The following is a 25,037-nucleotide window of genomic DNA, read 5'->3' on the forward strand; positions in this document are numbered from 1 at the left end:
TGAATATCCACTATTTCAGGTATTGCCATGCACGATTCCCTGCGTCGCCTCGACCTCAATCTGCTGGTGACCCTCGATGCGCTGCTCACCGAACACAATGTGACGCGCGCGGCGCAGCGCCTGCACCTGGCACAACCGACCGTCAGCGTGCAGTTGGCACGGTTGCGTGAGTTGCTCGAAGACCCCCTGCTGCTGCCCGGCCCGAGGGGCATGCGCCCGACAGCGCGGGCCGACGCCTTGCGTGCACCGTTGCGCCAGGCGCTGGAGGCGTTGCAGCTGGCCATCGCTGCGCCGCAACCCTTCGACCCGGCCGCCGCCCGCCAGACCTGGCGCGTGGCCGCCACCGACTACGGTGCCTCGACCATCCTGCTGCCTGCCCTGGCCAGGATACGCAGCGCCGCCCCGGCCACGCGCCTGGCGGTGCTCGACCTGCAGCCTTCGGCCCTGCTCCGCCAGGCCGAGCTTGGCGAGATCGACATGGCCTTTCACATTGCCCAGCAGGTGCCGGCAGAACTGCGCCAGCGCAGCCTGTTCGTCGAGCGCTACGTGCTGGTCGGCCGGATCGACCATCCAGGGCTCAGACGCAAGCCAACGCTCAAGCAGTTCTGTGCACTGGAGCAGGTGATCGTCTCACCCGACGGCGGCGGCTTCCATGGCCCGACGGACGCCGCACTGGCCGCGCAAGGGCTCGCGCGCAACGTGGTGCTGTCGGTGCCGCACTTCATGCTGCTGGCGGCGGTGCTGGCCGGCTCGGACCTGGTGGCCATGCTCCCGCAGCGGCTGGTGGTCACCGATCCCCGGCTCAAGGTGGTGGAGGCGCCCCTGGCGGTGCAGGGATTCGAGATGCTGATGCTGTGGCCAGAGCGGGTGCACCGAGACCCAGGGCATCGCTGGTTGCGGCAGGTGATTGTCGATGCCCTGCAGCAGGGCTAGTCGCCGCGCGTGTCGGCCAGAAACCCCGACAACGCCGCCCCCAGCGCCTCGAACACCAGGCCAATGCGCCGAACCCGACGCAGATCGCCGTGCATTGCCACCCAGACATCCACCGAAAATGCCACGGCCTGCGGCAACACCCTCACCAGCCGACACGAGGTCCGTTGCATGAAGATTCAAGGTGAGTGCCGCTGCGGGCAGGTGATGTTCGAATCCGCCAAGCCTGCGATCATGACCAGCGCCTGTCACTGCACGGGCTGCCAGAAGATGTCGGGCAGTGCGTTCTCGCTGACGGCGCTGTTCCCAGCCGAAGGTTTCAGGGTCACGCGCGGGGCGCCGGTGCCTGGAGGTCTTCAGGGCGCAACCCGTCATGAGTTCTGCCCCCACTGCCTGAGCTGGCTGTTCACCCGGCCCGCCGGTAACGACGCCGTCGTGGGCGTGCGCAGCAGCCTGCTGGAAAACCCGCAACACTACGCACCGTTCATGGAAACCTGGACACAGGAGAAGCTGCCATGGGCCTGTACCGGCGCAGTCGTCAGCTTCGAAGCCTTTCCCGACCCACAGGATTATCCGGCGTTGATGGCACGGTTCGCGCAGCGCTGACCTGCTGCCCCTTCAACTGTTCGCCCTGCAACAGCAGGGCAACACTTTGCCCGCCTCACCACAGCTATCAGCCCTGATTTGCTCCTGCGCCTGCGCAGAACAAGGGCCTGACGAGATGGCACGCTGCCTGCAACCGGTCCTGATCCCTCTTCTCGACTGGATCGCCCCATGCGTCTGTTTGCCCAAGCCCTGCCCAGCGCCCTGAAGTCGCTGTCTACTGCCGGTCTCGTAGCACTGGCCTTCAACCCCGCCGCCCACGCCGAAACCGCACCCAAGGAAGTGCGCCTGGACTACGCCTACTACTCCCCCGTAAGCCTGGTGCTCAAGCATTTCGGGTGGCTGGAAAAAGCCCTGCCCGAATCGAAGGTCACCTGGGTGTTCAGCCAGGGCAGCAACCGCTCGCTGGAATACCTCAAAAGCGGCGGTGCCGACTTCGGTTCCTCGGCCAGTCTCTCGGCGGTACTGGCTCGCGCCAACGGCAGCCCGATCAAGTCGGTGTACGTCTACAGCCGTGCCGAATGGACCGCACTGGTGGTCGCCAAGGACTCGCCCCTGAAGACGCTCGACGACCTCAAGGGCAAGAAGATCGCCGCTACCAAGGGCACCGACCCGTACCTGTTCACCTTGCGCGCCCTGGAAAAGGCCGGGTTGAAAAAGGATGACGTCGAGCTCTTGCACCTGCAGCACCCCGATGGCCGCACCGCACTGGAGAAAGGCGATGTCGATGCCTGGGCCGGCCTCGACCCGCACATGGCCGCCAGCGAACTGCAAGCCGGCTCACGCCTGCTGTACCGCAACAAGGACTTCAACAGCTATGGCGTGGTCAGCGTCACCGAGAGCTTCGCCAAGCAGCATCCACAGACCATCGCCACGGTCATCAAGGCCTACGAACAGGCCCGTCACTGGGCCGTCGCGCACCCCGACGAGTTCGCCCGCCTGCTGGCCGATGAATCCAAGCTCCCGCTGGATGTGGCCAAGCTGCAGTTGTCGCGTACCGACCTGTCGGCGCCACAACTGACCGAGCAGGACGTGGCAGCCTCCAAGGCCGCGGCGCCGATCCTGGTGTCCGAGGAGCTGGTCAAGCGTGGCGCTGACGTCAACGCCGTAATCGACCAGTTGATCGACCCGTCCTTCGGCAAGGCCAGCATCGAGCGATGAGTCTCTCCACGCACACCCGCAGCGCGAGCGCGCCGGTGCCCGCCGCTGCCACCTCGCCCTGGCCACGCCGGCTCAAGAGCCTGGCACTGCCTCTGGCGATCATCCTGCTGCTGGAGGCCGTCGTGCGCCTGGGCTGGATCGCGTCCTACCAGATGCCCGCACCCAGCGAAGTGGCGCAGACCCTGGTACAACTGGCCGACGGCGCACTGTGGAAACACATCGGCGCCAGTCTCTCGCGGGTGCTGGCCGGGTTTGCCATCGGCGCCGCCCTGGGGCTGCTGTTCGCCGCCTGGGTGGGCCTGAGCCGTGAGGCCGAGGCCTGGCTGGAGCCGACCTTCGCCAGCCTGAGGGCGATCCCGAGCCTGGCCTGGGTGCCGCTGTTGCTGCTGTGGCTGGGGATCGGCGAGACCTCCAAGGTGACGCTGATCGCCATTGGCGCATTCTTCCCGGTGTACCTGAACGGCGTGGCGGCGATTCGCAATATCGACCGCAAGCTGGTCGAGGTCGGGCGCATGTACGGCTTCGGCCCCCTGCGCCTGGCCCGGCGCATCCTCCTGCCGGCCGCGATACCCGGCGTATTCACCGGCCTGCGCAGCGCCCTGAGCCTGAGCTGGATGTTTCTCGTCGCCGCTGAGCTGATCGCCGCCACCCGCGGCCTGGGCTACCTGCTCAGCGACGGCCGGGAGACTTCGCGACCAGACCTCGTACTCGCGGCGATCATTGTCCTGGCCCTGCTCGGCAAACTCAGCGATGGCCTGTTGGCCGGGCTGGAACAGCGCTGGCTGAACTGGCGCGACACCTTCGACGGCACGGACCGGGGAGCCTGAATCCATGAACCAACCCTTGCGCGTTGCCGCACCGACACCTGCGCCCTTGCTCGACCTGCGCGTCGAGCACAAGGCATTCGGCACCACGGCTGTACTGGGGGCAGTCGAGCTGCAACTGCAACCCGGCGAGATCGTCAGCCTGCTCGGCCCCAGTGGCTGCGGCAAGAGCACCCTGCTGCGCCTGGTGGCGCAACTGGACCGCGACTTCGTCGGCCATCTGCGGCAACGCCCGGAACAGGTCGGCTTCGTGTTCCAGGAGCCGCGCCTGATGCCCTGGTTGAGCGTGGCCGACAACATCGGCTTCAGTGAAGACCGGCGCTACGACCGCGCCCGGGTCAACGGCCTGATCGACGAGGTGGGCCTGGGCGGCTTCGCCGTTGCGCTGCCCAAGGCGCTGTCCGGCGGCATGGCCCAGCGCGTGGCCATCGCCCGCGGGCTGTACGGTCAGCCACAACTGCTGTTGCTCGACGAGCCGTTCAGCGCCGTGGATGCCTTCACCCGCTTCAAACTGCAGGACCTGTTGCTGGACCTCGCGCGCCGCCACCGCATTGCCCTGCTGGTGGTCACCCATGACGTGGACGAGGCGCTGTACCTGAGCGACCGCGTGCTGGTGATCGGCAACCGGCCGGGCACCGTCTGCCGCGAACTGAGGGTGGGCCTTGGCTACCCGCGCGAGCGCCAGGACGAGCGCCTGGCCCGCCTGCGCGGCCAGGCGCTGGAAGCCTTGCACAGTGCCCGGGTGATCTGAGCCGGGCGCGCTCATCGATAGTGACTATCGAGCACGACGATTTCTGCCCGGCGGCCGTGCTCGATAACCTGTGTTCAACGACTCGCCAGACGAATCTTCGAAACAGGAAACCCGCCGATGAACGCCACCGCCCGCCTGCTGCTCGCTGCCCTGGCCGCCCTTGGTATCGCCGCACTTGCCGGCTGTGCCAGCCATCCCGAACAGCGCCCCTATACCGCCGAGGAAACGCGCCAGTTGCAGCTCGAGGCTCTGCAACGCCGAGGCCTGTCGCAACAGGAATACGAACACCAGCGCGCTGCGATCCTGCGTGCCGACCAGGTCGAAGTGGCCGGCGACGGCCTGCGCCAGGCCCCTGCCCTGCGCGGCTGATCAGCCCTCGCGACTGCGCTGCAGCCGCGCCCGCATCCCCTCGCTGGCGCCAGGCCCCTGCACCAGCTCGCACGCTGACCAGGGCACCACACGCCCGGACTCGACCTCGACCATCATCGGCCAAGGCCTTGCCCGTCCCCTTCTCCACCACCTGCACACTGACGGCCTCAGGCGCGAAATGCCGATTGCCCCAGGCGATCAGCGCATAGAGCACAGCCTGCAGGTCGCGCCCTCGTGCACTGGGCAGGTATTCGTGGCGCAGGGGACGGGTGCTGTAGGCATGGCGCTCGAGCAGGCCGGCCTCCACCAGCGCGTTGAGCCTGCGGGTCAACATGCTCGGCGCGATCTCCAGGCTTTTGGCGAAATCGCTGATCGGCGACCTAGCGGTGCGCATCGGCGGCCAGGTGCCAGACCTGCAACAGGACAGCGAGGCCGGCTTCGATCCGGACCGCGTACTGCCGGCCAAGGAGCAGCGCAAGGTCGATCGTTTCATCCTGTTCGCCCTGGGCGCCGCGCAGGAGGCCCTGGCACAGGCCCGCTGGCAACCGCAAACCGTCGAACAGCAGGAACGCACGGCAACCATCATCGGTACTGGCGTGGGCGGCTTCCCGGCCATTGCCGAGGCCGTGCGCACCACCGACAGCAAAGGCCCGCGCAAGCTGTCGCCCTTCACCATTCCCTCCTTCCTCGGCAACCTGGTCGCCGGACAGGTGTCGATCGCCCACAGGCTCCAAGGCCCGCTGGGTACACCTGTCACCGCGTGCGCGGCCGGGGTGCAGGCGATTGGCGACGCCGCGCGGATGATCCTGGCCGGTGAAGCGGACGTGGCGCTGTGCGGGGCGCGGAGGCGGCGATTCATCGTGTCAGCCTGGCCGGCTTTGCGGCAGCGAGAGCCTTGTCGAGTGATTTCAACGAGCACCCGGAACAGGCCTCGCGCCCGTTCGACACGGCCCGCGACGGCTTCGTCATGGGCGAAGCCGCCGGCCTGCTGGTGATCGAAGAACTGCAGCACGCACTGGCACGCGGCGCCACGCCGCTGGCCGAACTGGTGGGCTACGGCACCAGCGCCGACGCCTATCACATCACCTCGGGGCCGGAAGACGGCGACGGCGCGCGACGCGCCATGACCCTGGCCCTGCGCCAGGCCGGTATCCAGGGCGCACAGGTGGGCCATCTCAATGCCCACGCCACCTCGACACCAGTGGGCGACAAGGGCGAACTGGCAGCGATCAAGGCGGTGTTCGCCGACGTACCTTCGCCGGTGATCAGTGCCACCAAGTCTGCTACCGGCCACTTGCTGGGCGCCGCCGGCGGTATCGAGGCGATCTTCACCGTGCTTGCCCTGCGCGACCAACAGGCACCGGCCACGCTCAACCTGGTCGACCCTGACCCGGCAGCTGCCGGGCTGGACATTGCCGCAGGCCAACCACGGCCGCTGGATACCGAATACGCGCTGTCCAACGGCTTCGGTTTCGGTGGCGTCAATGCCTGCGTGATTTTCAAGCGCTGGGAGGGTTGAGCCACTGGTCGGCACGCGGGCGTTTGATTAGGCTTGGCCATCGCATCGAGCACACCAGGGAGCACTACCGATGTCCAGACACGACCGCTATGAAGCCGCTCTGCAGGCGCTGGGTTATTCGTTCGATGGCCCGCTGAAGATCGGCGGCGACTATGTGCCAGTGCTGCACCTGGGCGACCAGGTGTACATCAGCGGGCAGATCCCGCGGGTCAACGACACGGTGGTGCACCCGGGGCGGGTGGGCGAGGACGTCAGCCTCGCCGACGCGCAGATTGCCGCCAAGGTCAGCGCCCTGCGCTGCCTGAAGCTGCTGAGCGAAAGCCTGGGCTCGCTGGACAAGGTCAAGGGAATCGCGCGGATCAGCGTGTTCGTGCAGTCGGCGGCGGATTTCACCCAGCAGAGCGAAGTGGCCAACGGCGCCTCGGCGATCCTGCATGAGGTGCTGGGCGACGCCGGCAAGCATACCCGCACCTCGGTGGGGGTGTACCAGTTGCCGAAAAATGCCGCGGTGGAGATTGACCTGATCGCGGTGGTGTAGGTGCAAGGGGCTGGCGTGCAGCCCCTTCAGCCTTGAAGCCCTTCGACCACCTGCGCCACCGTGGTCACCTGGCGAAAGTGATGAGTCCACAGCTCGATACCCAGCTTGCCCGAGCGGTCCAGTGAAGAGCCCACTGTCAGGTCAGTGACCAGGGTCGGGTTCAGCCCGGCATCGAACAGCGCGAAGCCGGCGGCCAGTACGCAGGTTTCGGTCTGCAGGCCGCAGACCAGCACGCGCTCCACGCCCAGTTTCTTGAGGTAGTCGATGGCCTCGGGGGTCTGCCCGTAGCCATGCTTGACGAACACTTCGTCCGCCTCGACCAGGCTCTCGTCCTCGCGCGCCGGGTGCCAGCCGAGTTGCTGCTGGAACGGCGTGACCTGCTCGTCGTGCAACTCGACCGACGCGATGGCGGGGAGTTTCGCGGCCAACGCGCGGATTCCGTCGATCAGCCACTCGGGAGGGCTGAAGGTGGACTGGACATCGACGATAAGCAAAGCCTGCCGCATGGGGTTCTCCGGGGGACGACATGAGGCGGCGGAGTATATCGTCCGTGGGCGATCGTTGCAGGCCTTGGAGCTTGGGTAAGCCACGAGCAGGTGGGCCGGCGGCACGCAGGGGGAGACCGTGACCAAGACCCTGCGCTTGCGCTGATGCGCTAGACTGCGCGCTCCACTACGCAAGGAGGCAACATGGGTATTCGCGGACAGGATCGACAGATCGACAACATCGAGTTCAACGTCACCGACATCAGCCGCAGCAAGGCGTTCTACGGCGACGTTTTCGGTTGGACCTTCACCGACTACGGCCCCACCTATACCGAGTTCTCCGACGGCCGCCTGAGCGGCGGTTTCACCACCGGCGAAGCGGTACGGCCCGGAGGGCCGCTGGTCATTCTCTACGCCGCCGACCTCGACGCCACCCAACAGCGTGTAGAAGCCGCCGGCGCTCGCATCAGCCGCGCCACCTTCGCCTTCCCTGGCGGTCGGCGCTTCCACTTCATCGACCCGGACGGCTACGAACTGGCGGTGTGGACCGCCTCGTAACGCGGCTCAGGCAGTCGGAATGGTCCCCCCATCCACCACGAATTCGGTGCCGGTCACCGCTGCTGCGGCAGGCGAGGCCACGAAGCCGATGACGTTGGCCACCTCCTTAGGGCTGGCGGGCCGACCCAGGGGGATGCCGCCCAAGGCCTGCATGATGATGCGCTTGCCACCCTCGTAATCGGTGCCCGCCTCGCTGGCCAGGCGCTCGGCCAGGGCTACCGAGGCCTCGGTCTCGATCCAGCCGGGCGCGACCCGCACCACGCGCACGCCCTTGGGCGCGACTTCCTTGGACAGGCTCTTGCTGTAGGTCGACAGCGCCGCCTTGGCCGCCGCGTAGGCGGTGGTGGCCTCCGGCAGCGGCAGTTGGTGCTGGATCGAGGTGACGTGAACGATCACCCCGCCGCCCTGCGCCAGCATGCCGGGCAACAGGGCGCGATCCAGGCGCACGGCAGGCAGCAGGTTGAGGTCCAGTTCCTGTTGCCAATGCGCCTCGCCCAATGCGGCAAAGCCCCCGGCCGGTGCGCTGGAGCCGCCCAGCACATGAACGATGACATCGACCCCGCCCAGTTGCCGCTCGACCTCGCCCGCCAACTGCTCGCACCCCGCGAGGGTGGTGAGGTCGGCGCTGACGAACGACGCCTGAGGGGCATCGGCGGGCGCGCTGCGCGCGCAGGTCAGCACCCGGGCGCCCAGTTCGACGAACAGCTCGACCGTGGCCTTGCCCAGGCCCTTGGTGCCGGCGGTGACCAGTACGCGCTTGCCGCGCAGGGTTTCTGATGGATCACTCATGGATATTCTCCGGTGGTAGCAACCTGGGTTGCGGATAGAATCGTGTTTTTGTCCGAACGAGCCGAACCATGGAGCGCGTCAGCCTCAATGACCTCGATGCCGTCCTCGCCATCGCCCGACGCGCCAGTTTTCGCGCGGCGGCCATCGACCTGGGGATGTCCACCACTGCCTTGAGCAACGCCATCGGCAAGCTCGAGGCGAACCTTGGCGTGCGCCTGTTCAACCGCACCACGCGCAGCGTGTCGCTGACCGATGCAGGGCGCCTGTTCGTCGAGCACGTCGCCCCGGCGCTGGGCGAGGTACAAGGCGCCCTGGAGGTAGTACGCGCCCAGCGCGAACAGCCCAGCGGCATGCTGCGCATCAACGCTGCGGCCTTCGCCGCACGCGAGATCATCGGGCCGCTGGTACTGGAGTTCCTGCGGCGCTATCCGCAGATGCAGGTGGACCTGGTCACCGAGGGGCGGCTGGTGGATATCGTCGCCGACGGTTTCGACCTGGGCGTGCGGGTCGCCGACCTGGTGCCCAGTGACATGATCAGCCTGTCCCTCGGCCGGCCGCAGCGCTATGCCGTGGTCGCCTCCGCTGCCTACCTGGCCGCGCGGGGCACGCCAAGGCTGCCAGCCGACCTGCAGCGCCACAGTTGCATCCGCGTGCGCCTGCCCGATGGCGCACTGTTCCGCTGGCGCTTCGCCAACGGCAACAGCGCACAGCAGATCGAGGTGCAAGGGCCAATCACCCTGGATGAGGCCAGCCTGGCACGTACTGCCGTCATGGCTGGCGTGGGCCTTGGCTACTTCATGGAACAGGATGTGCGCGAGGACATCGCGGCCGGTCGCCTGGTGCGCGTGCTGGACGACTGGACGCCACCATTGCCGGGGCTGTGCCTGTACTACGCGGGGCGGCGCAATCCCTCGGCAGGCATGACCGCGTTTCTCGCACTGGCTCGGGAAGTGGCAGAGCAGGCGTGCCGCGAGGGCACGTGAGACAGGGACTTGCTGCATGGGCTGACGGCCTCGCCGGATGTCGGTGAGGCACAGGTTATGCGTTCAGGATCGTCTCGATAAGAAGGATAAATCAGGACGTTTCATTGCGATTTTCAGGATAGTCAACCCAGCACTCAACGCTGTTCGAGAATCCACTGGGTAATGGCCTGCAAATCTTCCTCGCGGGCTTGCGCCTGTGGCGGCATCGGCACCACGCCCCATTGCCCCCGGCTGCCCTGCCGAATGCTTTGCACCAGCTGCCCGGTGCCCTTGCTGCCATCGCGATAACGCGCGGCAATCTCTCGCCAGGACGGGCCCACGGCCCGCACATCCAACTGGTGGCAAGCGCTGCAGGCGTAGCGCTGCATCACGGCAGGGGGCTCGGCGAGCACCTGTGCACTGGCGAACAGCAGCAGCCCGGCTGCGATCACGGCACCTCGAGGCATGGGCATAGGCATAGGCATGGGCATGCTCCTGAAAACGGTGGGCCGTCGAGGGTACCGGTTACACCGATCCTGCAACAGGGCTGGCGGCGCAAACTGTTATCCTCCCTCAATCCCCACCAGCAGACACGACCATGACCGAAGGCCCGACCGCCCTCCCCCCACTCAATGCCCTGCGTGTGTTCGAGGTTGTCTCGCGCCACCTGAATTTCCGCCTGGCGGCCGAGGAGCTGGGTGTCACCCAGGCTGCCGTGGCCCAGCAGGTACGGGGACTGGAGGCGAGCCTGGGCATCAGGCTGTTCGAACGTCTGCCACGTGGTTTGCGCCTGACCGACGCGGGCTTGGGCTACAGCCACAGTATTCGCAACGCCTTGGCCCTGATCGGCGAAGCCACTGCGGCACTGCGCCCGGACAACCTTCACCTCACCGTCAGCGTCACCCCGACCTTCGCCTCGAAATGGCTGATCCCCCGGCTGAGTTCGTTCACCGAGGCCCATGGCGAGATCGACCTGCGGGTGCTGGCCACCGATCGCCTGTCGCGCTTCCAGGCCGACGGCGTGGACCTTGCCGTGCGCTACGGCCATCCGCCTTTCGGCGCCGGGCTCAACACTGAACTGCTGCTCAGGCAGCGGGTGGTCGCGGTGGCCAGCCCTGTACTGCTGGCGCAATGGGGTGCACCGCACAGCCTCGAGCAGTTGCAGCATTTCCTGCTGCTGCACGATGCGCATAATTTCTGGCCTGAATTCATCACCCAGCTGTTCGGCCAGCCGACACAGCCGATGCCGAAGAACGTGCGTTTCAACCAGACCTCGCTGGCCATCGAAGCCGCCGTGGCCGGGCAAGGGCTGGCGCTGTCCAGCGAACTGTTCGTGCAGGAAGACCTGCAGACCGGGCGGCTGGTGCAGGTGTTCGAGCAGGCGCTGGAGATGGACAAGCACTTCTATCTGGTCTGGCCCCGCAGGGGCGGCACGCCTACCGCTCTGGACGTGGTTCGCGGCTGGCTGCTGGAGCAGGTAGAAACGCCCTGAGGCAATAGATTTTCTACTGAATAGACAAGCCCCTGCTGCCTCCCTGCCAGCGGCGCACGGGTGCTAGGCTGATCCCATCACATCAGCCAAGCATTCCATTGGAGGTCACATGTCAGTAGAAAAAGTAGCGATCATCACCGCCGGCGGTAGCGGCATGGGTGCAGCCGCGGCGCGGCGCCTGGCCGCAGACGGATTCAAGGTGGCAATCCTGTCTTCATCGGGCAAGGGCGAGGCCCTGGCCAGCGAACTGGGTGGCATCGGCGTGACCGGCAGCAACCAGTCCAACGACGACCTGCAACGCTTGGTCGGCAACGTGCTGGAGAAATGGGGGCGCATCGACGTGCTGGTCAACAGCGCAGGCCATGGCCCGCGCGCGCCGATCCTGGAAATCAGCGACGACGACTGGCACAAGGGCATGGACACCTATCTGCTCAATGTCATTCGCCCGACCCGCCTGGTCACCCCGACCATGCAGAAACAGCAAAGCGGCGTGATCATCAACATCTCCACCGCCTGGGCCTTCGAACCCAGCGACCTGTTCCCGACCTCGGCCGTGTTCCGTGCCGGCCTTGCAGCCTTCAGCAAGATCTTCGCCGACACCTATGCCAAGGATAACGTGCGGATCAACAACGTCCTGCCCGGCTGGATCGACAGCCTGCCGGCCACCGAGCAGCGCCGCGACAGCGTGCCACTCAAGCGCTACGGCAAGAGCGAGGAAATCGCCGCGACCATTGCCTTCCTGGCCAGCGAAGGCGCGGCCTACATCACCGGGCAGAACATCAAGGTCGATGGCGGACTGACCCGAGGGGTATGAACCTCGCCGCGTGCCTCAGTCGGCAGGTACGCTGAAACCCTTGGCGAAGGTTGGGGTAACGTCCAGCCGTTGCGTCATCAGGCCATGGGCGTGGTAGAAGTCGGCGGTCTCCTGCTGTTGGGCCACGGTGTGCTCATCGACCCCCTGCCAGTGCGGCGGCCGAAAACTCGGCCCAGTGGATGTCGTAGGGCAGGTCGCGCAGTGCATCGGCAGCTTCGAGCTGGGCGCGCATGTTGCCCTTCTGGTCACCGATGCGCAGGGTCAGGCGTTCGGCGGCAAAGACCTGGGTTGCCAGCAGCAGGCTGGCGGCAATCAGCAGAAGGCGGGAACGGATCGGCATGGCGCTCCTCGGGGGATGGACGTGCGCTGGAGCACTGACTGTACCGAGTCGCAATAAATAAATTAAATTTATTTCAGTAATAAACTAATATGCAAATTAGTTTATAAGTCGTAACCCTGTAGAGACAGGCCGCCATGATGGAGGCCCACCTCTACAGGCTTCGGCTCAGTCCTTGGTCCGTTGCAGCAGGCTGTCGAAACGCTTGCCGTCGATCAGGTAGGTCATGCGCACCTGGCCGTTTTCCAGCGGCTCCAGGGTCATGGGCGTATTGGTCTTGTGGTAGGGATGGCGGAACAGCGCCGGCTTCTCGGTGTAGGCGTAGCTGTTGAAGGCCAGGGTATCGCCGGTCCAGCGCACGTTGTTGTACAGGTAGTGCCAGTTCTCGTCCGGGCGGTGATAGAGGTAGACGCCGCTGGCGTCACGCACGACCTCGATCTGCACCGCCCCGGCCTTGCTCGCCCACTTGCCGATATAGCGCTCCAGCCCCGCATGGGCTGGCACCGCCGGCGCCGGGGTGAAGTCACTTGCCTGAAACGGCGTGCGCCGCGCAGTCTCGCCCTTGGTATCGACGTACAGGTCACACAGCGGCGCCACCTGCTCGACCTTGCGGTAGAGGAAGGTGAGCTGGGCATCGGCGACCGGCATGCTCAACATCATGACCTTCGGGGCAAAACCCAAGACCTTCAGGTCGAACGCACGCGCCTCGGACTGAACGTGGATCGAACTGCCGTCCTCCGCGACCTTGTAGTCGGAGACTTCTACGGCCTGGGTCTTGGGCTCGGCGCAGTTGAACGGGTGCAGCAGCACCTTGCCGTCAGCCTTGTATTCGGCGACGTTGGCGATGCCGTTCTTCAGCGGCATCATCGCCCAGATACCGACGATCGCACCCTTGTCGGTGCGCAGGGAAACCTGGTCTTTGCTCGGCGAGTGGCCGGCACAGCCGCCCAGGAACAGGGCGCTCAGGGCGAGAGGGAGTAGCGGTTTGAACACGATGATCATCCATGGTTGGTCGAAGGCAGCCGCCCTGTGCTTGGGGTGTCCCGGCTAAAAGCGGCTGGCCATCATCGCATGAAACGCTCTCGGATCACCCTACTCGGCCCACTCGCGCAAGCGCTGAATGAACTCGGCCAGTGGAACCCGCACTACCGGCCAGTCAGCCACGTGGTGATGGCGCAGCACAGCGGTGTCCGCCTCGAAAGTCACCAGGAAGGCGTTGCCACTGTAGGTGACATCGGCCGATCCGTAGCGCACGGCCTCTGCCTTTTCCAGCAGGGTATCGATGCTTTCGCGAGTCAACTCTTCGGCGATGAATGCCTGCAAGCCATCGGAAACGGTCATGGGCGTACTCCTGTCGCACGGTAAAAAAACGGTCGCCACGGGTACCTGCCCCGTGGCGACGAGTGGATGCAATCAGGGTTTAGGATAGGCGGTATTGATCAGATCGCCGTTCAAATAGAACACGATATCGAACGCAGCGGCCGGTGTGCCCTTCTGGCACTCGGTCCCCGACGAGCCCACATACTTGCTCTTGTTCGAGGCATCCTGGACCTTGGTGGCGTAGGCATTGCGCACCGCCGCGATCACCTGGGTCTCGGTGCAGCGATCGGGGAACATCGTGGAAATGCTCTTCGTCCCGCTTCTGGCACCCTCGGCGATGGTGAAGTTCTTCAAGGTGTAGATATCACCCGCGCCGTGCGTTCCGGCCGGTGCATTGCTGACGCTGTCGGGGTTGATCCCGCCCGGACGGCTGTGGAAGCCCTTGGCAACGTCAGGTGCGCTGACCTCACCGCAGAAGATGTGCTGGGCATTGATCCGCGGGGTGCCGGCCAGGATTCCCTTGCTGCAGGTCGGGTCGGCCTGGGCGGCACCGATGCCGGCCAGGGTCACCAGGCTGACCAGGGCCAGGCGTGTGCAGTTTCTGACAATACGCTTGTTCATCGTGAAGCTCCTTTTCGTTGGGTTGAATCATTGATGCGTTGCTCGGGCGAGTGCCCGGCAAAGCGGTCACAGCCCCAGCAGCCACTTGGCGCGGGTCAGGTAGGCGATGCGGTCGTCGAGGCCGTTGAAGCCGCCGTTGATGCGGCGGGTGACTTCCTTCACGTCGTCTTTGTCGGCGTAGGTGTTGAGCTTGCGGCTGTCCCAGAACCAGCCCGCGACATCCACCGCCAGGAACGGGTCGGTACTGACCAGGGTGGGCGCATCCTTGAGTTCGAAGTCGCGCCCGCAGGCCTGGCCGTACTGGCGGTAGTTGGCCCGCCCGGTCAGCTGGATCAGGCCTCGTCCCTTGAAACGCTTGCCGTCGCCCGACTGGGTGTTGCCCAGGTCCTTGCGCCCTTCATAGGCGCTGCCGCTGGCGATTTCCTCGGTGTAGAGCAGGCACCCGCTTTCATGAGCGATCTGCGCCAGGAAGTGCGCCTGGCGCAGTGGCGTGTCGATCTTGTAGCGAGCGAACACATCGAGGATGGGCTGTCGAAACGCCTCGACCTTGGCGCCGGTCGCATGGATCAGCACCGCCCACAAGGTCGCCGTGCCGATCGTCGACGGCAGGCCTGCGCGCAGGGCGTTCAGGGTGTTGTCGTTGGCGCTGACCGTCTTGCTCTGGGCAATGCCCTGGAGTTCCTGGTAGCGCTTCAGGGCCGTGCGCGAGCCCGGCCCCCAGAGCCCGTCGGTAACCAGGGCACAGACGAATTCGCCGCGCCCGCTGTTCATGTTGAGCAACAACTGCAGGGTGCGGACATCGCCCTTGTCGTTGTTGCCACCTTCACCAACCGATTGTTTGATGCACATGCTTGCCTCCTTGCAGCGGGCACGACTTTCCCGTCGGCGACGGCGATTGCCTGCCTTGCGCTGGTTTCGATAGGGATTGCGGTGGGTCGAGCGGGTCTGGCCGCTACTTGCGAACGAGGGTCAGGCGAGCGCCGAACCTGTCCTTCTTGTTGCGGCTGAACACCTGGACCTGAAGATCGTTGCCGACCGGCCAACCGAGCACGTAGCCCTTGTCCAGCGCGGCGCAGTAGCCAGCATCGGCCTTGGTGATGGGGTAGCGAATGGCATCGGCGATCCGGGATGGCGAGCCCAACTCCAGATTGCACGACCAGGTATCGATGCGCAGTCGGCCTTTCCCTTCACGTCCCTCGTCGGGAATGACCAGGATCAGGTCGAGCAACTCGTCGTCGGTCTCGAAATGCCCGACGAATTTCTGCTCGGCAAACGCCGGCAGCAGTGTCGCCAGTGCCAGTGCACCAGCCAGTGTTGCAAGGGTGGATTTCATCTCGACTCTCCTTGTTGAATGAATGCACATGTTCAGAACGCCAACAGCAAGCCCGCCCATTCGGCGATGGCGATCGCCAACTCCGGACGCACCAGGCCCAGTGCCATCAGCGCTACCAGCAGGCCGGCACCGATGCCGATCACCAGTCGCCTGGGGCCGGACATCCTGCGGCTGCCAACCGACTTCAGATCGATGATCGATTTCAAGGCACTGCCCTCCTCCGGGGATAGAACCAACAGCATCGAACGGTCATTGCGCCTGCTCATCGCCTGGCCTCCTGTAGATCCCCAGCAGCTCGCCATCCACGCGCACGACGATGGCCTCGTTGCCATAGCCCGGCACCTCGATGCTCAACGCATGACTGCCCCGTCCGCGTGCAGGCGTACCGCCGACACGCAACGCCAGACCGTCCCCGACCGGCTCCACCGTGGCGTCCAGCACCAGGCTCAACGAAGCCACCTGGGTGCCCGGCCATAGTCGATTGCAGGCCTGCTGCGCACGCTGCATCTCGGCGCCCAGCGCCATCACGAACTGTTCCAGGCTGCCCATCACGATTGCTCCGCCTCGTCCGTCAGCCAGTAGGGCCTGCGGGCGAAACCGACGTGGTAGGTCAATGCCTGCAGCACGACCTGGTGCTCGCCGATGTTGAGCAGCTTGAAGCTCTTCTCGATGCCCAGCACCCGCCCGCGCGGCGTGCCGCTCAGGCAGCGGTTGAGCAATGCGGCCTGTGCCTCGACCGCCTCCTCCGGGGTCAGCTTTTCCGGATCGAGGCTGCCGACCACGATGCGCTTCACATATCCAACATCCGTCAAATCAAACATCACGGCATTCCCTCTCCGGAAAAACTGGTTGCCAGCGTCGGCCTGCGGATCAGGCCCATCCCTCGCCAGCGTGTCGCTCAGGACATCCGCGCATCACGCGGCGATCTTGGGCGTGACCGACTGGGCGATGATGTCCATCACCCGCGCCAGGCCTTCAGGCATGCCATCGTCCACGGCATGGACCTCGACGTGGTACTTCGCCGACTGGTCGGTGGAACGGGTGTTCTCCTTGTGCGAGGCCACCGAACCGGACACGTTGACCTTGGCGCTGAACGGCCCCCAGCCCAACTTGGCCTCGGCGGAGAAGCTGCCGGAGCGGTCTTCGGTGTCGCGTGACTGCTCAGAGTTGCGCACCTCCATGTCGAAGCTGATGTCCACCTTGTTGATCGCAAGGTTGGGCACCTTCACCACCGCCAGCAGCGGCAGTTGCAGCTCGACTTTCTCGATGGCGGCCGGATCGTCTTCGGTCGGTGCCGAACGGTCGTAGCGGAACGACACGTTGCGGATGTCGCCGACATCGTTGGGGCCGGCGTTGGCCGGGTCGGCCGGGGGCAGGAAGCCAATCACCTTGATGAAGTTCGCGGTGGCATTGGCCAGGCGGACCTGAGCGTCGCAGGCAGCGCTCAGGGGGGCACCGATCAGGTCTGCCATCGGCAGGCCGCGGAATTGGTTACCCATAACAAAGTCAGACATGACGTCTCTCCTAGATCAATTTATCGAGGTTGTGGATCAGTCGCGCCATGCCCTCGGACGAGGGCTGGGTTTCGACTCTGAGGGTGACGCGCGCCACTGGCCCGCTTTCACCATTTCGGCGAACGCCCATATCGACGTTCAAAGGCGTGTGTGTATCGGTCGGCCACGGCGAGTCGGGGTCGACCTCGCCGGCCTGTGCAGCGCTCGGCTCACGGTGATCGGCATGCAGGCCGACCTCGAAGTCGATCTGCATGTCCTTGACGGTCAGCAAACGCGAGCCGACCAGCGACAGCAGGGGCACCCGTACCAGGCGCTCCTCGCCCTCCTTGGCATCGGGCGACTGCAGCGGCAGGCGCACATCGACACTGACCGGACGGTTGTCGTCATCGAAGTACTGGCGCACGGTCGCCATCTGGAAGCGCTGGATCTTGTCCTGGGCCTCGGCCACGGCACCGGCAATGCTCTGGATCAAGTGATGAAGGGAGTGGTTCGCCACGACAGACGCTCCTTGTCGATTGTCGGTGCCGGGCGCGGGCCGTCACGGGAACGGGCCATCTGCGGCTGACACCTGTTGTGGGTGGGTGAGCTCAGGTTATGGCCAGTGACAGGCGCCGTCCCGGCATGGGCGTCCCGAAAACCAGGATGTGCGTCCCAGGTTCATCTGGCCGTGCACTCAGCCATGGATCAGTTCCCTGATCCAGTGATCGAGCACAGGCCGCTCGCCATTGACCGGCACCAGGCAGCAGAATCCCGAGACGCCGCCATTGTTCAGCGCCGTACGCGCAGCCCGCGGCGAGAGACCGAACGCCTTGCGGAACAGGCGACTGAAATGGGTTTCGTCGACAAAGCCATGGTCGTAGGCCAGGTCGCCGATGCGCCGACCGGCGTTGGTGCTGTCGCACAGGGCGAACAGGCAGCGACGCAGGCGGCGTTGCAGCAGGTAGTGGCGCACCCCGCCGAAGCGCTCGAACGAGCGGTACAGCTGGCTGCGCGAAGTGCCGACTTCCTTGGCCAGCACCGCCGGGGTGAGGTCTTCACGGTGCAGGTTGCGTTCGATGTGCAGGCGTACACGACGCCCCAGGTCAGCCTGGCCTGCGACCTGGACCTGCGCCTGGCCAGCCATGGCCTTGGCCAGGCAGGCCGCGACCATCCCCAGTAGCGGCAAGGCCAGACGTAGCGCTTCATCCATGCCCAGCTGCGGCGCGGTTGCCGCCAGCGACGACAACAGACGCGCCAGCAACATACCGGCGGCCGTCTCCCGACGCAGCACCAGGCCATGCAACTGGCCGGCGTCGAACAACAGCAGCGATAGCGCTGTGCGCGGTATGAGCAGGCTGATCCCCTCACTGGCCGCCATGCTGAACGTGGCCGGTTGCGCCAGATCGAGCAACACCACGTCCCACGGGCGCACCCGCAGGCCATTGGCGCAGGCCAGGCCACGCTGCAGTGGCAAGTGCAACAGGTAGTGATCGAGGTCGCACCACCCCAGGCGGGTGCTGTCGCGCCGATAACGGGCTGCGTCCAGATGGCCGCTGCAAAACAGAAAACGACTGAAGTGGTAGACCGTCAGGGAAGTGCGAAAAGGCGTGGCTCTGCGAGCACCGACATCGAACAGCACGCTGGCGAGCAACTGCCAGTGGGCCAGATCCTGGACCGAGGTGTGCGTAGCAGAGCTGCTGAAGGTGGGCAGCAGCGCAGTGTCCTGCGCTGCTGGGGTTTGCGATTGCGGGGTAAGGGTGGATTCCATGGTTCCGACTCACTGTCCATAGTGGAGCCGGAAAGTTGGTTCACTCCCGAGGGGGCCGCATCATTTTGCCATCATCACTTCCTGACTCATTCGATCCGCGGATGCTGTTGCACCAGCACCTTGCGCTTGGCCTCGAGTTCGGCGATCTGCTCGTCGATGTCCTCGATCTTCTGCTCGATGGTGTCGTGGTGCTCCTGCAGCAGTTCCTTGGCTTCCTCCAGGTCCGAGGCCGCAGGCGCCGCGCCGCGCAGCGGCTTGTTGGCGGTCTCTTTCATGGTCAGCCCGGTAAGCAGGCCGATCACGGCGATGACCATCAGGTAGTAGGCCGGCATGTACAGGTTGTCGGTGCTTTCCACCAGCCAGGCGGCGATGGTCGGGGTGAGGCCGGCGATCAGCACCGAGATGTTGAAGGCGCTCGCCAGGGCGCTGTAGCGGATGTGGGTGGGGAACATCGCCGGCAAGGTCGAGGCCATCACACCGATGAAGAAGTTCAGCAGCACCGCCAGGATCAGCAAACCGGCGAAGATCACCCCGAGGCTGCCGCTGTTGATCAGCATGAACGCCGGAATCGACAGCACGAACAAGCCGACGCTGCCGACCACGATGAAGGGACGTCGGCCGACCTTGTCGCTGAGGAAGCCGATCACCGGCTGCACGAACAGCATCCCGACCATGATCGCGATGATGATCAGCACGCCGTGGTCTTCGCTGTAGTGCAGGTTGTGCGACAGGTAGCTGGGCATGTAGGTGAGCAGCATGTAGTAGGTGACGTTGGTCGCGATCACCACACCGATGCAGGTCAGCAGGCTGCGCCAGTGCTTGGTGGCCACCTCCTTGAACGACACCTTGGGCCCCGAGGCCAGGCCTTCGCGATCACCCTGCTCGAGCTTGTCGACGTGCTGCTGGAAGGCTGGCGTCTCCTCCAGGGCGTGGCGCAGGTAGAGGCCGATGATGCCCAGCGGCAGCGCGACCAGGAACGGCAGGCGCCAGCCCCAGTCGAGGAATTTCTCCTCGCCGACGATGGCCGAGATCATCACCACCATACCGGCACCCAGCACGAAGCCTGCGATCGAGCCGAAGTCCAGCCAGCTGCCGAGGAAGCCGCGCTTGCGGTCCGGGGCGTACTCGGCGACGAAGATCGAGGCGCCGGTGTACTCGCCGCCGACCGAGAAGCCCTGGGCCATCTTGGCCAGCAACAGCAGGATCGGCGCCCAGATGCCGATCGAGGCATAGGACGGTATCAGGCCAATGGCGAAGGTGCTCAGCGACATGATGACGATGGTCGCCGCCAGGACTTTCTGGCGACCGTAGCGGTCACCCAGGGCGCCAAAGAACAGACCGCCCAGCGGCCGGATCAGGAAAGGCACCGAGAAGGTAGCCAGAGCCGCGATCATCTGCACGCTGGGCGAGGCGTTGGGGAAGAACACCTTGCCCAGGGCGTAGGCGACGAAGCCGTAGACGCCGAAGTCGAACCACTCCATGGCGTTGCCGAGCGCCGCGGCGGTGATCGCCTTGCGCATCTTGGCGTCGTCGACGATGGTGATGTCTTTCAAGCCGATCGGCTTGACTCTCTTGCGTGATTTCATAAGTGCTTACTCTGTAGCTGACCTGTCGTGACAATCCGCTGTCCCCGGGGCAGATCGGGCGGGCGAACGGTTTTTGGCCACGCAGCCAAAGCAATAGTGGCAACGGGCCCTATGGGGTCAGATACAAATGGACACTAAATAATTCCGCACTTGATGATTTTTTCCTGGTGTCCGCTGCGACAGAGGTACGCCGCCGCACCTGCAGGACACAGGTGCAAACGCGGCGAATGAGCGAACAATGTCTGGGTGTAGGTCATCCATGACCTCAAAGAAGCGCTGTACCTGGGTGACCGAGTGATCGTGATGGATGCCCACCCGGGGCGCATTCGCGAAGACCTGCCTATCGACCTGGCACATTCTCGCGAGCGCCCCCATCCTGCCCTGCAGGTCTTGAAACAGCGCCCGCTCAAGCAGCTAGCCTCCAACCCACGGATGCGCGTCCAGCATGCTCAAGGTGAACCCCAGGACCAACTCGCGCTCGGCAGTACTGCGCTCCTCGGCCAACGTCTGGATATCGTCGAGCACGCCCTGCTCAGGCGAGGACTCGACCTCGGCCATCAGTGCTTCGAGGCGCTCATGGTAGGGCTGGTTGAGCGTTTCGAAGGCTTCGGCCTGCGTGTTGCGCAGGTAGTCCTGCCAGAAACTGCGCTGTACCAACGATGCGGCAATGCGGGCATTGGTTTCCGCCTGCAGGATCGCCGTGCTCGCCCGACGCAGTTCTGCCTCCCCGACATCGGAGAACATCCGGTGGTACATGTAACGTGACTGGGCCGGCAACCCGAGCGGCTTGACCAGCCCGGCCCGGTAAGCCAGATGCACCTCTACCTCGTCGTGCAAACCATAGGGATTGGCGATACGTGCCTGCTGAATGTGCCGGGCGGCGATGCTGTCGACCTCGTCCAGCCGATACAGCTCGCGGCCCAATTGCGTCAATGCGGGGCCAACCGCAGCGGGGGCCAGCCCGATGGTACGTGTGGCGACCAGGGCGCGAACTTCCAGCAGGCTGAGAATCAGCAGCATCTGGTCGGAGCAGGTACGTGGCCCGGCAGCCTGCTGGAAGATCGCCTCGCGAACCTCGCTGTTCTGTACGCAGGCGTCGATCACCTGCCAGACCCTGCGTCGCAGATCCAGCCCCTGCATTGCGTAATCACGGGAGCGGCCAAGATCATGCAGGAAGCGCATCAGGTCACTGCTACCCGGCTCGTGCAACAGACCATTCCATTGGCCCTCGCGCACCGTCCGCTGCGCATCGGTGGAACCTGCCAGCCAGAGTTCGAGCGACTCCTGCCCTCCCGGGGCATGTCGGCGCAGGGGCACGATCACCGCAGCATCCTCTCCCATTGCGGTACGCAGTGTGGCCTGTGCTGTTTCAGGCAGCGCATTGTCATGCAGGCTCAGGCCGGCCAGGCGACGACGCGAACGCGCAAGAGTCGGGCTCATGTCGCTGATGTTGTTGTCGCGCAGGTCGATATCCTCGAGCTGCGGATGCATGTACACCTCGACTGGCAGCTCGACCAACCCCGTACCGCGCAATGACAGACGCTGCAGGTTCTCCAGGGGACCAAGCGGCGGCAGTCGGCCGATGGGGTTGTGCGCAAGGTCCAGGGTACGCAATTGCGTCAGCACGCTCAGCCTGGCCATGCCGGCTTCGTCGATGACGATCTGGTTGCCGGCCAGGTGCAGTTCGGTGAGCTGCGTCAGTAGTTGCAGCCCTTCAGGGATGCTGTCGATCAGGTTGTCACGCAGATCGAGGCTGCGCAGGTTGGCAAAGCGCGAGAGGAAATCTGCGTCGATCGCCTGCAGGTTCAGGCGGCGCAATGTCAGTTGGGTGACATGCTCGAACGTCACGCCCTCAGGAAGTGTGGGCAGGCTATCAAGCCGTTCGCTGTCGATGATCAGTCGGTACGTGCCATCGTGTTCGACGCGCTTGCGCCGCCAGCAATGGCGGATGCGCTGGGCGATCAGGCGACGTCGCTCGATCATGGGCGCGCGGATGATCTCGCGCCGCCAGGTGCCCAGGCTTTGGTTGAGGCTAATCATTTGCTGTTGCAGGTTGCGCAGGTGATCCCACAGGCCCTCGCCGCGCTGGCGCACAGTCTCCAGATACGCTTCGACCTCTACATCCGACAGGGTCGGAAAGACTTGCTGATAACCCCGCAGCAAGGCACGACGTGACCCTTCGGGGCGGCCGCTCAACAGGTAACCGATGCGTCCGTCGCCCAACCGTTGCGCAGGGCGCAGCCCTGTACCGATGGGCGCCATGCCAATGAGGCGGGCAGCCTGCTCGCGCTGGGCAAAGGCGCGCGCGGCCAGGGCATCGGCCAGGTGCCGGGCAGAACGGGCCGCCTCGCCCAACTGCAACCGTTGTGGTGCATCCAGATGCCATAGCAGGGCCTGGAACAGATCGTCCGTGGCGTAGGCACTCGGCATGGGCGTCCCTTGAGCATCGACTGCCAGATAGCCTTTCGCGGTCTTGATCATTCGACGCGTCTGGCTGGCAAGCGAATCGCCTACCTGTGCCAGCACCTGGCCGTCGAACTGTCCGTCACGCACCTCGATACGTACAGAGCTGTCCCAGGGCGACCAGGCCTGCAACAGTCCCAACGCCAGTTGTTCGGTATCCTGAACCACCGCGGCGGCCTGCTCGAAACCTGCACAGGCCCGATCAAGACGGGCGTCACGCAACTGCCAGCGCGCACGCTCGGCCAACGCCAGTGGCACCCGTCCGTGCTCCAGCAGTTGCTGGAGCTGGTCAGCATTGGCCTGGTCGAGCAGCTCCTGGCCGGCACGCGTCGTGAGGGAGGGAAAATCACGGTGCAAGGGCTGCGCTGCCGGGACGGGTGTGGCCTGCAGCTCCTGGACGTGAGCTTCGAACGCGGCGCCACGCAGTTTGGGAAAGCTGTCGTGCAATTGATAACGCTGCGCCGCATCGTAGAGACGCGCTGGCGCAGGTGCATTTTCAAGGTGCAGGCGCCGTATCTGCGCCTCGTCCATCCCGATACTGCGCAGCAGCGGACCGGCCATATCGTCACTCACCTGGCGCAACCCTCTGCCCAGACGGCGTATCAGCATGCCTTCCCCCTGCCATTGCTGGGCAGGCTCCAGGGCATGGCGCAGGCCACCGGCACCGTTGTCCTCAAGCGCAATGGTCGATGCCTCGGGTCGGTTCGGGTGCGCCGCTGCCGCTACATCCGGGTCATCGCCCAAGCGATAGGTCGTACCCTCGATCCCCTGATACGTCTGCCCGTCGAGGGTTGCCCGCTCACCGTGCGCCAGCGCCACTTCTTGCGTGGCATAACCGGGAAGATCGGCACGCGCCAGGCGCAATTGACCATCGGCGCCCCGTAGGGGGGCCAGTTCGTCGACCTGCGCTACCCGCTCAAGCACCTTGCTGGCGCCGGCTGTGACGCCGAGCAGGGCAAGGTTCTGCGCCACCGCCACAAGATGGCCAAGCGCTGCCTCCCGATCGCCGAGTTCCCAGTCACGGTACCCCTCATACACCTCTTCGGTCAGTTGCTCGGCCGTGATCGCCAGCAGTGGCAAGCCGAGTTCTGGAACGAAGAAGCTGGCGATTCCCAGAACGTCGAGCCCCAGCCCCTTGAGCCAGTGCAGTCGACGATCACGCTCGACGCTGTCGACCAGGCTGGTCGGCACGGCCAGCACCTTCGCATCGTCCAGCAGGGTATCGACCTGCACCTGGCGCAGGTGGGCGAACAACGGGCCTGCGACAGGCTGCCACCGACCATCCAGCTCGATGGCAACCTGCGGGCCGCCTTGGGCCAGCAAGCGCTCCAGCACCTGGGCGAAATGCACGCGGTCCTTTACGCTGACGAAACGCTGGAAGAACGACCAGTAACCCGCCTGGCGAAAACGCCGGCCCAGCGCCTTGAACAGCTCGGACCAGGAGCTGTGGACACTCAAGGCGCCCTGCGGATCGTCCGGTATCCAGGCGATCAACTGCTCAGGTTGACCTTCTGCTCCCTCTTGCCCGGGCATCTGGAACACCACCACCCCCTGGATCCTGCGGCCCAACAGGCGTATGTCCAGTGCCGTCAGCGAGGCTGGCTGGGATGGCGAAGCGCAGACCTTTTGTAGCGCCGCCAGCATGTGCTCGTCGATATCACCCTTAAGCCGCGCCAGCCACGCTGTGGCCTCCAGCCCCTCTCGCCAGCCCTGTTCGAGCAGGGCTTCGTTGTGTCGGCGTATCGCATCGTTGCCGAACAGCACGTGCTTGAGATGCTGCTGGTAGAGCCCCCCCAGATCCAGGGTGCGACACAGGCCCGCGAAGACCCGGGGCTGGAGGGCAAGAGTATTGCCTTCGGCATCGAGTACTGCCGACGCTGCCCGCCAAGCGACCTTCGATGTTTCGGCGCGCTCGAAATTATGCAGCGCCGAGGCCAGCAGGCTGTGTTCGAAACTGCGCATGACGATGCCATCCGGGGCCCAGCCGACGCTCGACGGGAAGCGGATCTGGACCTCGCGCCGCAGCATGCTGCGGCGCACATCCAGCGAGGGTTGAACCTGTTTGTCCAGCGCCTCGCTCAGCAGGGGCGCGGCAAATTCCTCCAGTGGCTGGATCTGCCCAAGCAAGGCACGCACCGCATGTTGCGTGTGTTGCTGGGCGCGCAACGCCCGGTGCAGTGCGTCCAGTTGTTCGGGCGTGGCTGCACTCAACCAATTGGGCAGACGGCTGGCGATCAGTGTATCGATCGTTTCATCGGGAAGGGATCGGGTCGGCATGATGCTGCTCCATGGCATTGAAAACGCGCATGAAGCCAGCGAGT

At 65.1% G+C, this 25,037-nt stretch carries 28 protein-coding genes and 3 pseudogenes; 12 read left to right on the forward strand and 19 right to left on the reverse strand.

All coding sequences use genetic code 11. The features are described 5' to 3' along the window. The first annotated feature begins 27 nt into the window (after positions 1 to 27). Positions 28 to 933, forward strand: coding sequence for a LysR family transcriptional regulator (locus HU748_RS12335; RefSeq protein WP_186720544.1), 906 nt, complete (start codon positions 28 to 30; stop codon positions 931 to 933). Here HU748_RS12335 and HU748_RS12340 read toward each other — a convergent pair. After that, positions 930 to 1,103, reverse strand: a complete 174-nt coding sequence (locus HU748_RS12340) for a hypothetical protein (RefSeq protein ID WP_186720627.1) — start codon at positions 1,101 to 1,103, stop codon at positions 930 to 932. The two genes, HU748_RS12335 and HU748_RS12340, sit on opposite strands and share 4 nt — an antisense overlap. Here HU748_RS12340 and HU748_RS12345 point away from each other — a divergent pair. From HU748_RS12345 to HU748_RS12365, 5 genes are all read left to right on the forward strand, one after another. Further along, complete coding sequence (locus HU748_RS12345; protein WP_186720546.1) at positions 1,102 to 1,536, forward strand: GFA family protein; 435 nt, start codon at positions 1,102 to 1,104, stop codon at positions 1,534 to 1,536. The two genes, HU748_RS12340 and HU748_RS12345, sit on opposite strands and share 2 nt — an antisense overlap. A gap of 168 nt (positions 1,537 to 1,704) precedes the next feature. Further along, positions 1,705 to 2,694, forward strand: coding sequence for an aliphatic sulfonate ABC transporter substrate-binding protein (locus tag HU748_RS12350; protein ID WP_186720548.1), 990 nt, complete (start codon positions 1,705 to 1,707; stop codon positions 2,692 to 2,694). Then, a complete protein-coding gene (locus HU748_RS12355) occupies positions 2,691 to 3,521 on the forward strand; it encodes an ABC transporter permease (RefSeq protein ID WP_186720550.1) in 831 nt (276 codons plus the stop codon). Before HU748_RS12350 ends, HU748_RS12355 begins: the two co-directional genes overlap by 4 nt. 4 nt (positions 3,522 to 3,525) lie before the next feature. Then, entirely contained in the window at positions 3,526 to 4,269 is a 744-nt protein-coding gene (locus tag HU748_RS12360) for an ABC transporter ATP-binding protein (RefSeq protein ID WP_186720552.1), read from the forward strand. A 117-nt stretch (positions 4,270 to 4,386) separates the two neighbouring features. Then, on the forward strand, positions 4,387 to 4,638 hold the full coding sequence (locus HU748_RS12365; protein ID WP_054891461.1) for a hypothetical protein: 252 nt from the start codon (positions 4,387 to 4,389) through the stop codon (positions 4,636 to 4,638). Between the two features lie 121 nt (positions 4,639 to 4,759). Here HU748_RS12365 and HU748_RS26425 read toward each other — a convergent pair. After that, positions 4,760 to 5,005 (reverse strand): annotated as a pseudogene (locus tag HU748_RS26425) (helix-turn-helix domain-containing protein); the annotation flags it as partial. A 1-nt stretch (position 5,006) separates the two neighbouring features. On the opposite strand from HU748_RS26425, the pseudogene HU748_RS12375 reads away from it, so the two are divergent. After that, a pseudogene (locus HU748_RS12375) lies at positions 5,007 to 6,157 on the forward strand (beta-ketoacyl-[acyl-carrier-protein] synthase II); the annotation flags it as partial. A gap of 70 nt (positions 6,158 to 6,227) precedes the next feature. Continuing rightward, complete coding sequence (locus tag HU748_RS12380) at positions 6,228 to 6,695, forward strand: RidA family protein (RefSeq protein WP_186664078.1); 468 nt, start codon at positions 6,228 to 6,230, stop codon at positions 6,693 to 6,695. A gap of 26 nt (positions 6,696 to 6,721) precedes the next feature. Here HU748_RS12380 and HU748_RS12385 read toward each other — a convergent pair whose 3' ends face one another. Beyond that, positions 6,722 to 7,201 (reverse strand): isochorismatase family cysteine hydrolase, encoded by a 480-nt coding sequence (locus HU748_RS12385; protein ID WP_186664076.1) that lies wholly within the window; start codon positions 7,199 to 7,201, stop codon positions 6,722 to 6,724. Between the two features lie 183 nt (positions 7,202 to 7,384). On the opposite strand from HU748_RS12385, the gene HU748_RS12390 reads away from it, so the two are divergent. Beyond that, positions 7,385 to 7,738, forward strand: a complete 354-nt coding sequence (locus tag HU748_RS12390; protein WP_186664074.1) for a VOC family protein — start codon at positions 7,385 to 7,387, stop codon at positions 7,736 to 7,738. A gap of 6 nt (positions 7,739 to 7,744) precedes the next feature. Here HU748_RS12390 and HU748_RS12395 read toward each other — a convergent pair whose 3' ends face one another. Then, a complete protein-coding gene (locus tag HU748_RS12395; protein WP_186720554.1) occupies positions 7,745 to 8,527 on the reverse strand; it encodes an SDR family oxidoreductase in 783 nt (260 codons plus the stop codon). Positions 8,528 to 8,595: 68 nt separating this feature from the next. Here HU748_RS12395 and HU748_RS12400 point away from each other — a divergent pair, with 68 nt between their 5' ends. Beyond that, on the forward strand, positions 8,596 to 9,510 hold the full coding sequence (locus tag HU748_RS12400) for a LysR family transcriptional regulator (RefSeq protein WP_186707772.1): 915 nt from the start codon (positions 8,596 to 8,598) through the stop codon (positions 9,508 to 9,510). A 134-nt stretch (positions 9,511 to 9,644) separates the two neighbouring features. Here the strand turns inward: HU748_RS12400 and HU748_RS12405 are convergent, their stop codons facing one another. Continuing rightward, positions 9,645 to 9,974, reverse strand: coding sequence for a c-type cytochrome (locus HU748_RS12405; protein ID WP_202885227.1), 330 nt, complete (start codon positions 9,972 to 9,974; stop codon positions 9,645 to 9,647). 113 nt (positions 9,975 to 10,087) lie between these two features. Between HU748_RS12405 and HU748_RS12410 the strand changes: the two genes are divergently transcribed. Both HU748_RS12410 and HU748_RS12415 read left to right on the forward strand, forming a co-directional pair. Next, complete coding sequence (locus tag HU748_RS12410) at positions 10,088 to 10,981, forward strand: LysR substrate-binding domain-containing protein (RefSeq protein WP_186720556.1); 894 nt, start codon at positions 10,088 to 10,090, stop codon at positions 10,979 to 10,981. Positions 10,982 to 11,090: 109 nt separating this feature from the next. Further along, positions 11,091 to 11,795: an SDR family oxidoreductase gene (locus tag HU748_RS12415; protein WP_186720558.1), complete on the forward strand. Its 705-nt coding sequence runs from the start codon at positions 11,091 to 11,093 to the stop codon at positions 11,793 to 11,795. Between the two features lie 154 nt (positions 11,796 to 11,949). On the opposite strand, the pseudogene HU748_RS12420 reads toward HU748_RS12415, so the two are convergent. The 14 genes and pseudogenes from HU748_RS12420 to HU748_RS12485 form a co-directional block, all read right to left on the reverse strand. Next, a pseudogene (locus HU748_RS12420) lies at positions 11,950 to 12,135 on the reverse strand (aliphatic sulfonates ABC transporter substrate-binding protein); the annotation flags it as partial. Positions 12,136 to 12,300: 165 nt separating this feature from the next. Next, positions 12,301 to 13,125: a hypothetical protein gene (locus tag HU748_RS12425; protein WP_186664064.1), complete on the reverse strand. Its 825-nt coding sequence runs from the start codon at positions 13,123 to 13,125 to the stop codon at positions 12,301 to 12,303. Positions 13,126 to 13,224: 99 nt separating this feature from the next. After that, a complete protein-coding gene (locus tag HU748_RS12430; protein ID WP_186664062.1) occupies positions 13,225 to 13,473 on the reverse strand; it encodes a hypothetical protein in 249 nt (82 codons plus the stop codon). A 72-nt stretch (positions 13,474 to 13,545) separates the two neighbouring features. Next, positions 13,546 to 14,073: an EndoU domain-containing protein gene (locus tag HU748_RS12435; protein ID WP_186664060.1), complete on the reverse strand. Its 528-nt coding sequence runs from the start codon at positions 14,071 to 14,073 to the stop codon at positions 13,546 to 13,548. A 66-nt stretch (positions 14,074 to 14,139) separates the two neighbouring features. Further along, positions 14,140 to 14,922 carry a glycoside hydrolase family 19 protein gene (locus HU748_RS12440; protein WP_186664058.1) on the reverse strand — a complete coding sequence of 261 codons (783 nt, stop codon included), beginning with the start codon at positions 14,920 to 14,922 and terminating at the stop codon, positions 14,140 to 14,142. A 103-nt stretch (positions 14,923 to 15,025) separates the two neighbouring features. Further along, the gene (locus HU748_RS12445) at positions 15,026 to 15,406 is read right to left on the reverse strand and encodes a hypothetical protein (RefSeq protein ID WP_186664056.1); all 381 of its coding nucleotides are present in this window, start codon (positions 15,404 to 15,406) and stop codon (positions 15,026 to 15,028) included. A gap of 32 nt (positions 15,407 to 15,438) precedes the next feature. Beyond that, positions 15,439 to 15,672, reverse strand: a complete 234-nt coding sequence (locus HU748_RS12450) for a hypothetical protein (RefSeq protein WP_186720560.1) — start codon at positions 15,670 to 15,672, stop codon at positions 15,439 to 15,441. Continuing rightward, a complete protein-coding gene (locus HU748_RS12455; protein WP_186664052.1) occupies positions 15,656 to 15,955 on the reverse strand; it encodes a hypothetical protein in 300 nt (99 codons plus the stop codon). The genes HU748_RS12450 and HU748_RS12455 overlap by 17 nt, the downstream gene beginning before the upstream one ends. After that, positions 15,955 to 16,227, reverse strand: coding sequence for a hypothetical protein (locus HU748_RS12460; RefSeq protein ID WP_063545192.1), 273 nt, complete (start codon positions 16,225 to 16,227; stop codon positions 15,955 to 15,957). The genes HU748_RS12455 and HU748_RS12460 overlap by 1 nt, the downstream gene beginning before the upstream one ends. 93 nt (positions 16,228 to 16,320) lie before the next feature. Continuing rightward, positions 16,321 to 16,920 carry a DUF2589 domain-containing protein gene (locus HU748_RS12465; RefSeq protein ID WP_063545193.1) on the reverse strand — a complete coding sequence of 200 codons (600 nt, stop codon included), beginning with the start codon at positions 16,918 to 16,920 and terminating at the stop codon, positions 16,321 to 16,323. A 10-nt stretch (positions 16,921 to 16,930) separates the two neighbouring features. Continuing rightward, entirely contained in the window at positions 16,931 to 17,416 is a 486-nt protein-coding gene (locus HU748_RS12470) for a DUF2589 domain-containing protein (protein WP_186720561.1), read from the reverse strand. A 177-nt stretch (positions 17,417 to 17,593) separates the two neighbouring features. Next, the gene (locus HU748_RS12475; RefSeq protein WP_186720563.1) at positions 17,594 to 18,667 is read right to left on the reverse strand and encodes a helix-turn-helix domain-containing protein; all 1,074 of its coding nucleotides are present in this window, start codon (positions 18,665 to 18,667) and stop codon (positions 17,594 to 17,596) included. 86 nt (positions 18,668 to 18,753) lie between these two features. Then, entirely contained in the window at positions 18,754 to 20,253 is a 1,500-nt protein-coding gene (gene proP, locus HU748_RS12480) for a glycine betaine/L-proline transporter ProP (protein WP_186664046.1), read from the reverse strand. A gap of 414 nt (positions 20,254 to 20,667) precedes the next feature. Then, on the reverse strand, positions 20,668 to 24,993 hold the full coding sequence (locus tag HU748_RS12485) for an NEL-type E3 ubiquitin ligase domain-containing protein (protein WP_186720565.1): 4,326 nt from the start codon (positions 24,991 to 24,993) through the stop codon (positions 20,668 to 20,670). Positions 24,994 to 25,037 lie beyond the last annotated feature (44 nt).

This window comes from Pseudomonas sp. RW3S2, assembly GCF_014268955.1.
In the GTDB taxonomy this organism is placed as follows: domain Bacteria; phylum Pseudomonadota; class Gammaproteobacteria; order Pseudomonadales; family Pseudomonadaceae; genus Aquipseudomonas; species Aquipseudomonas wayambapalatensis.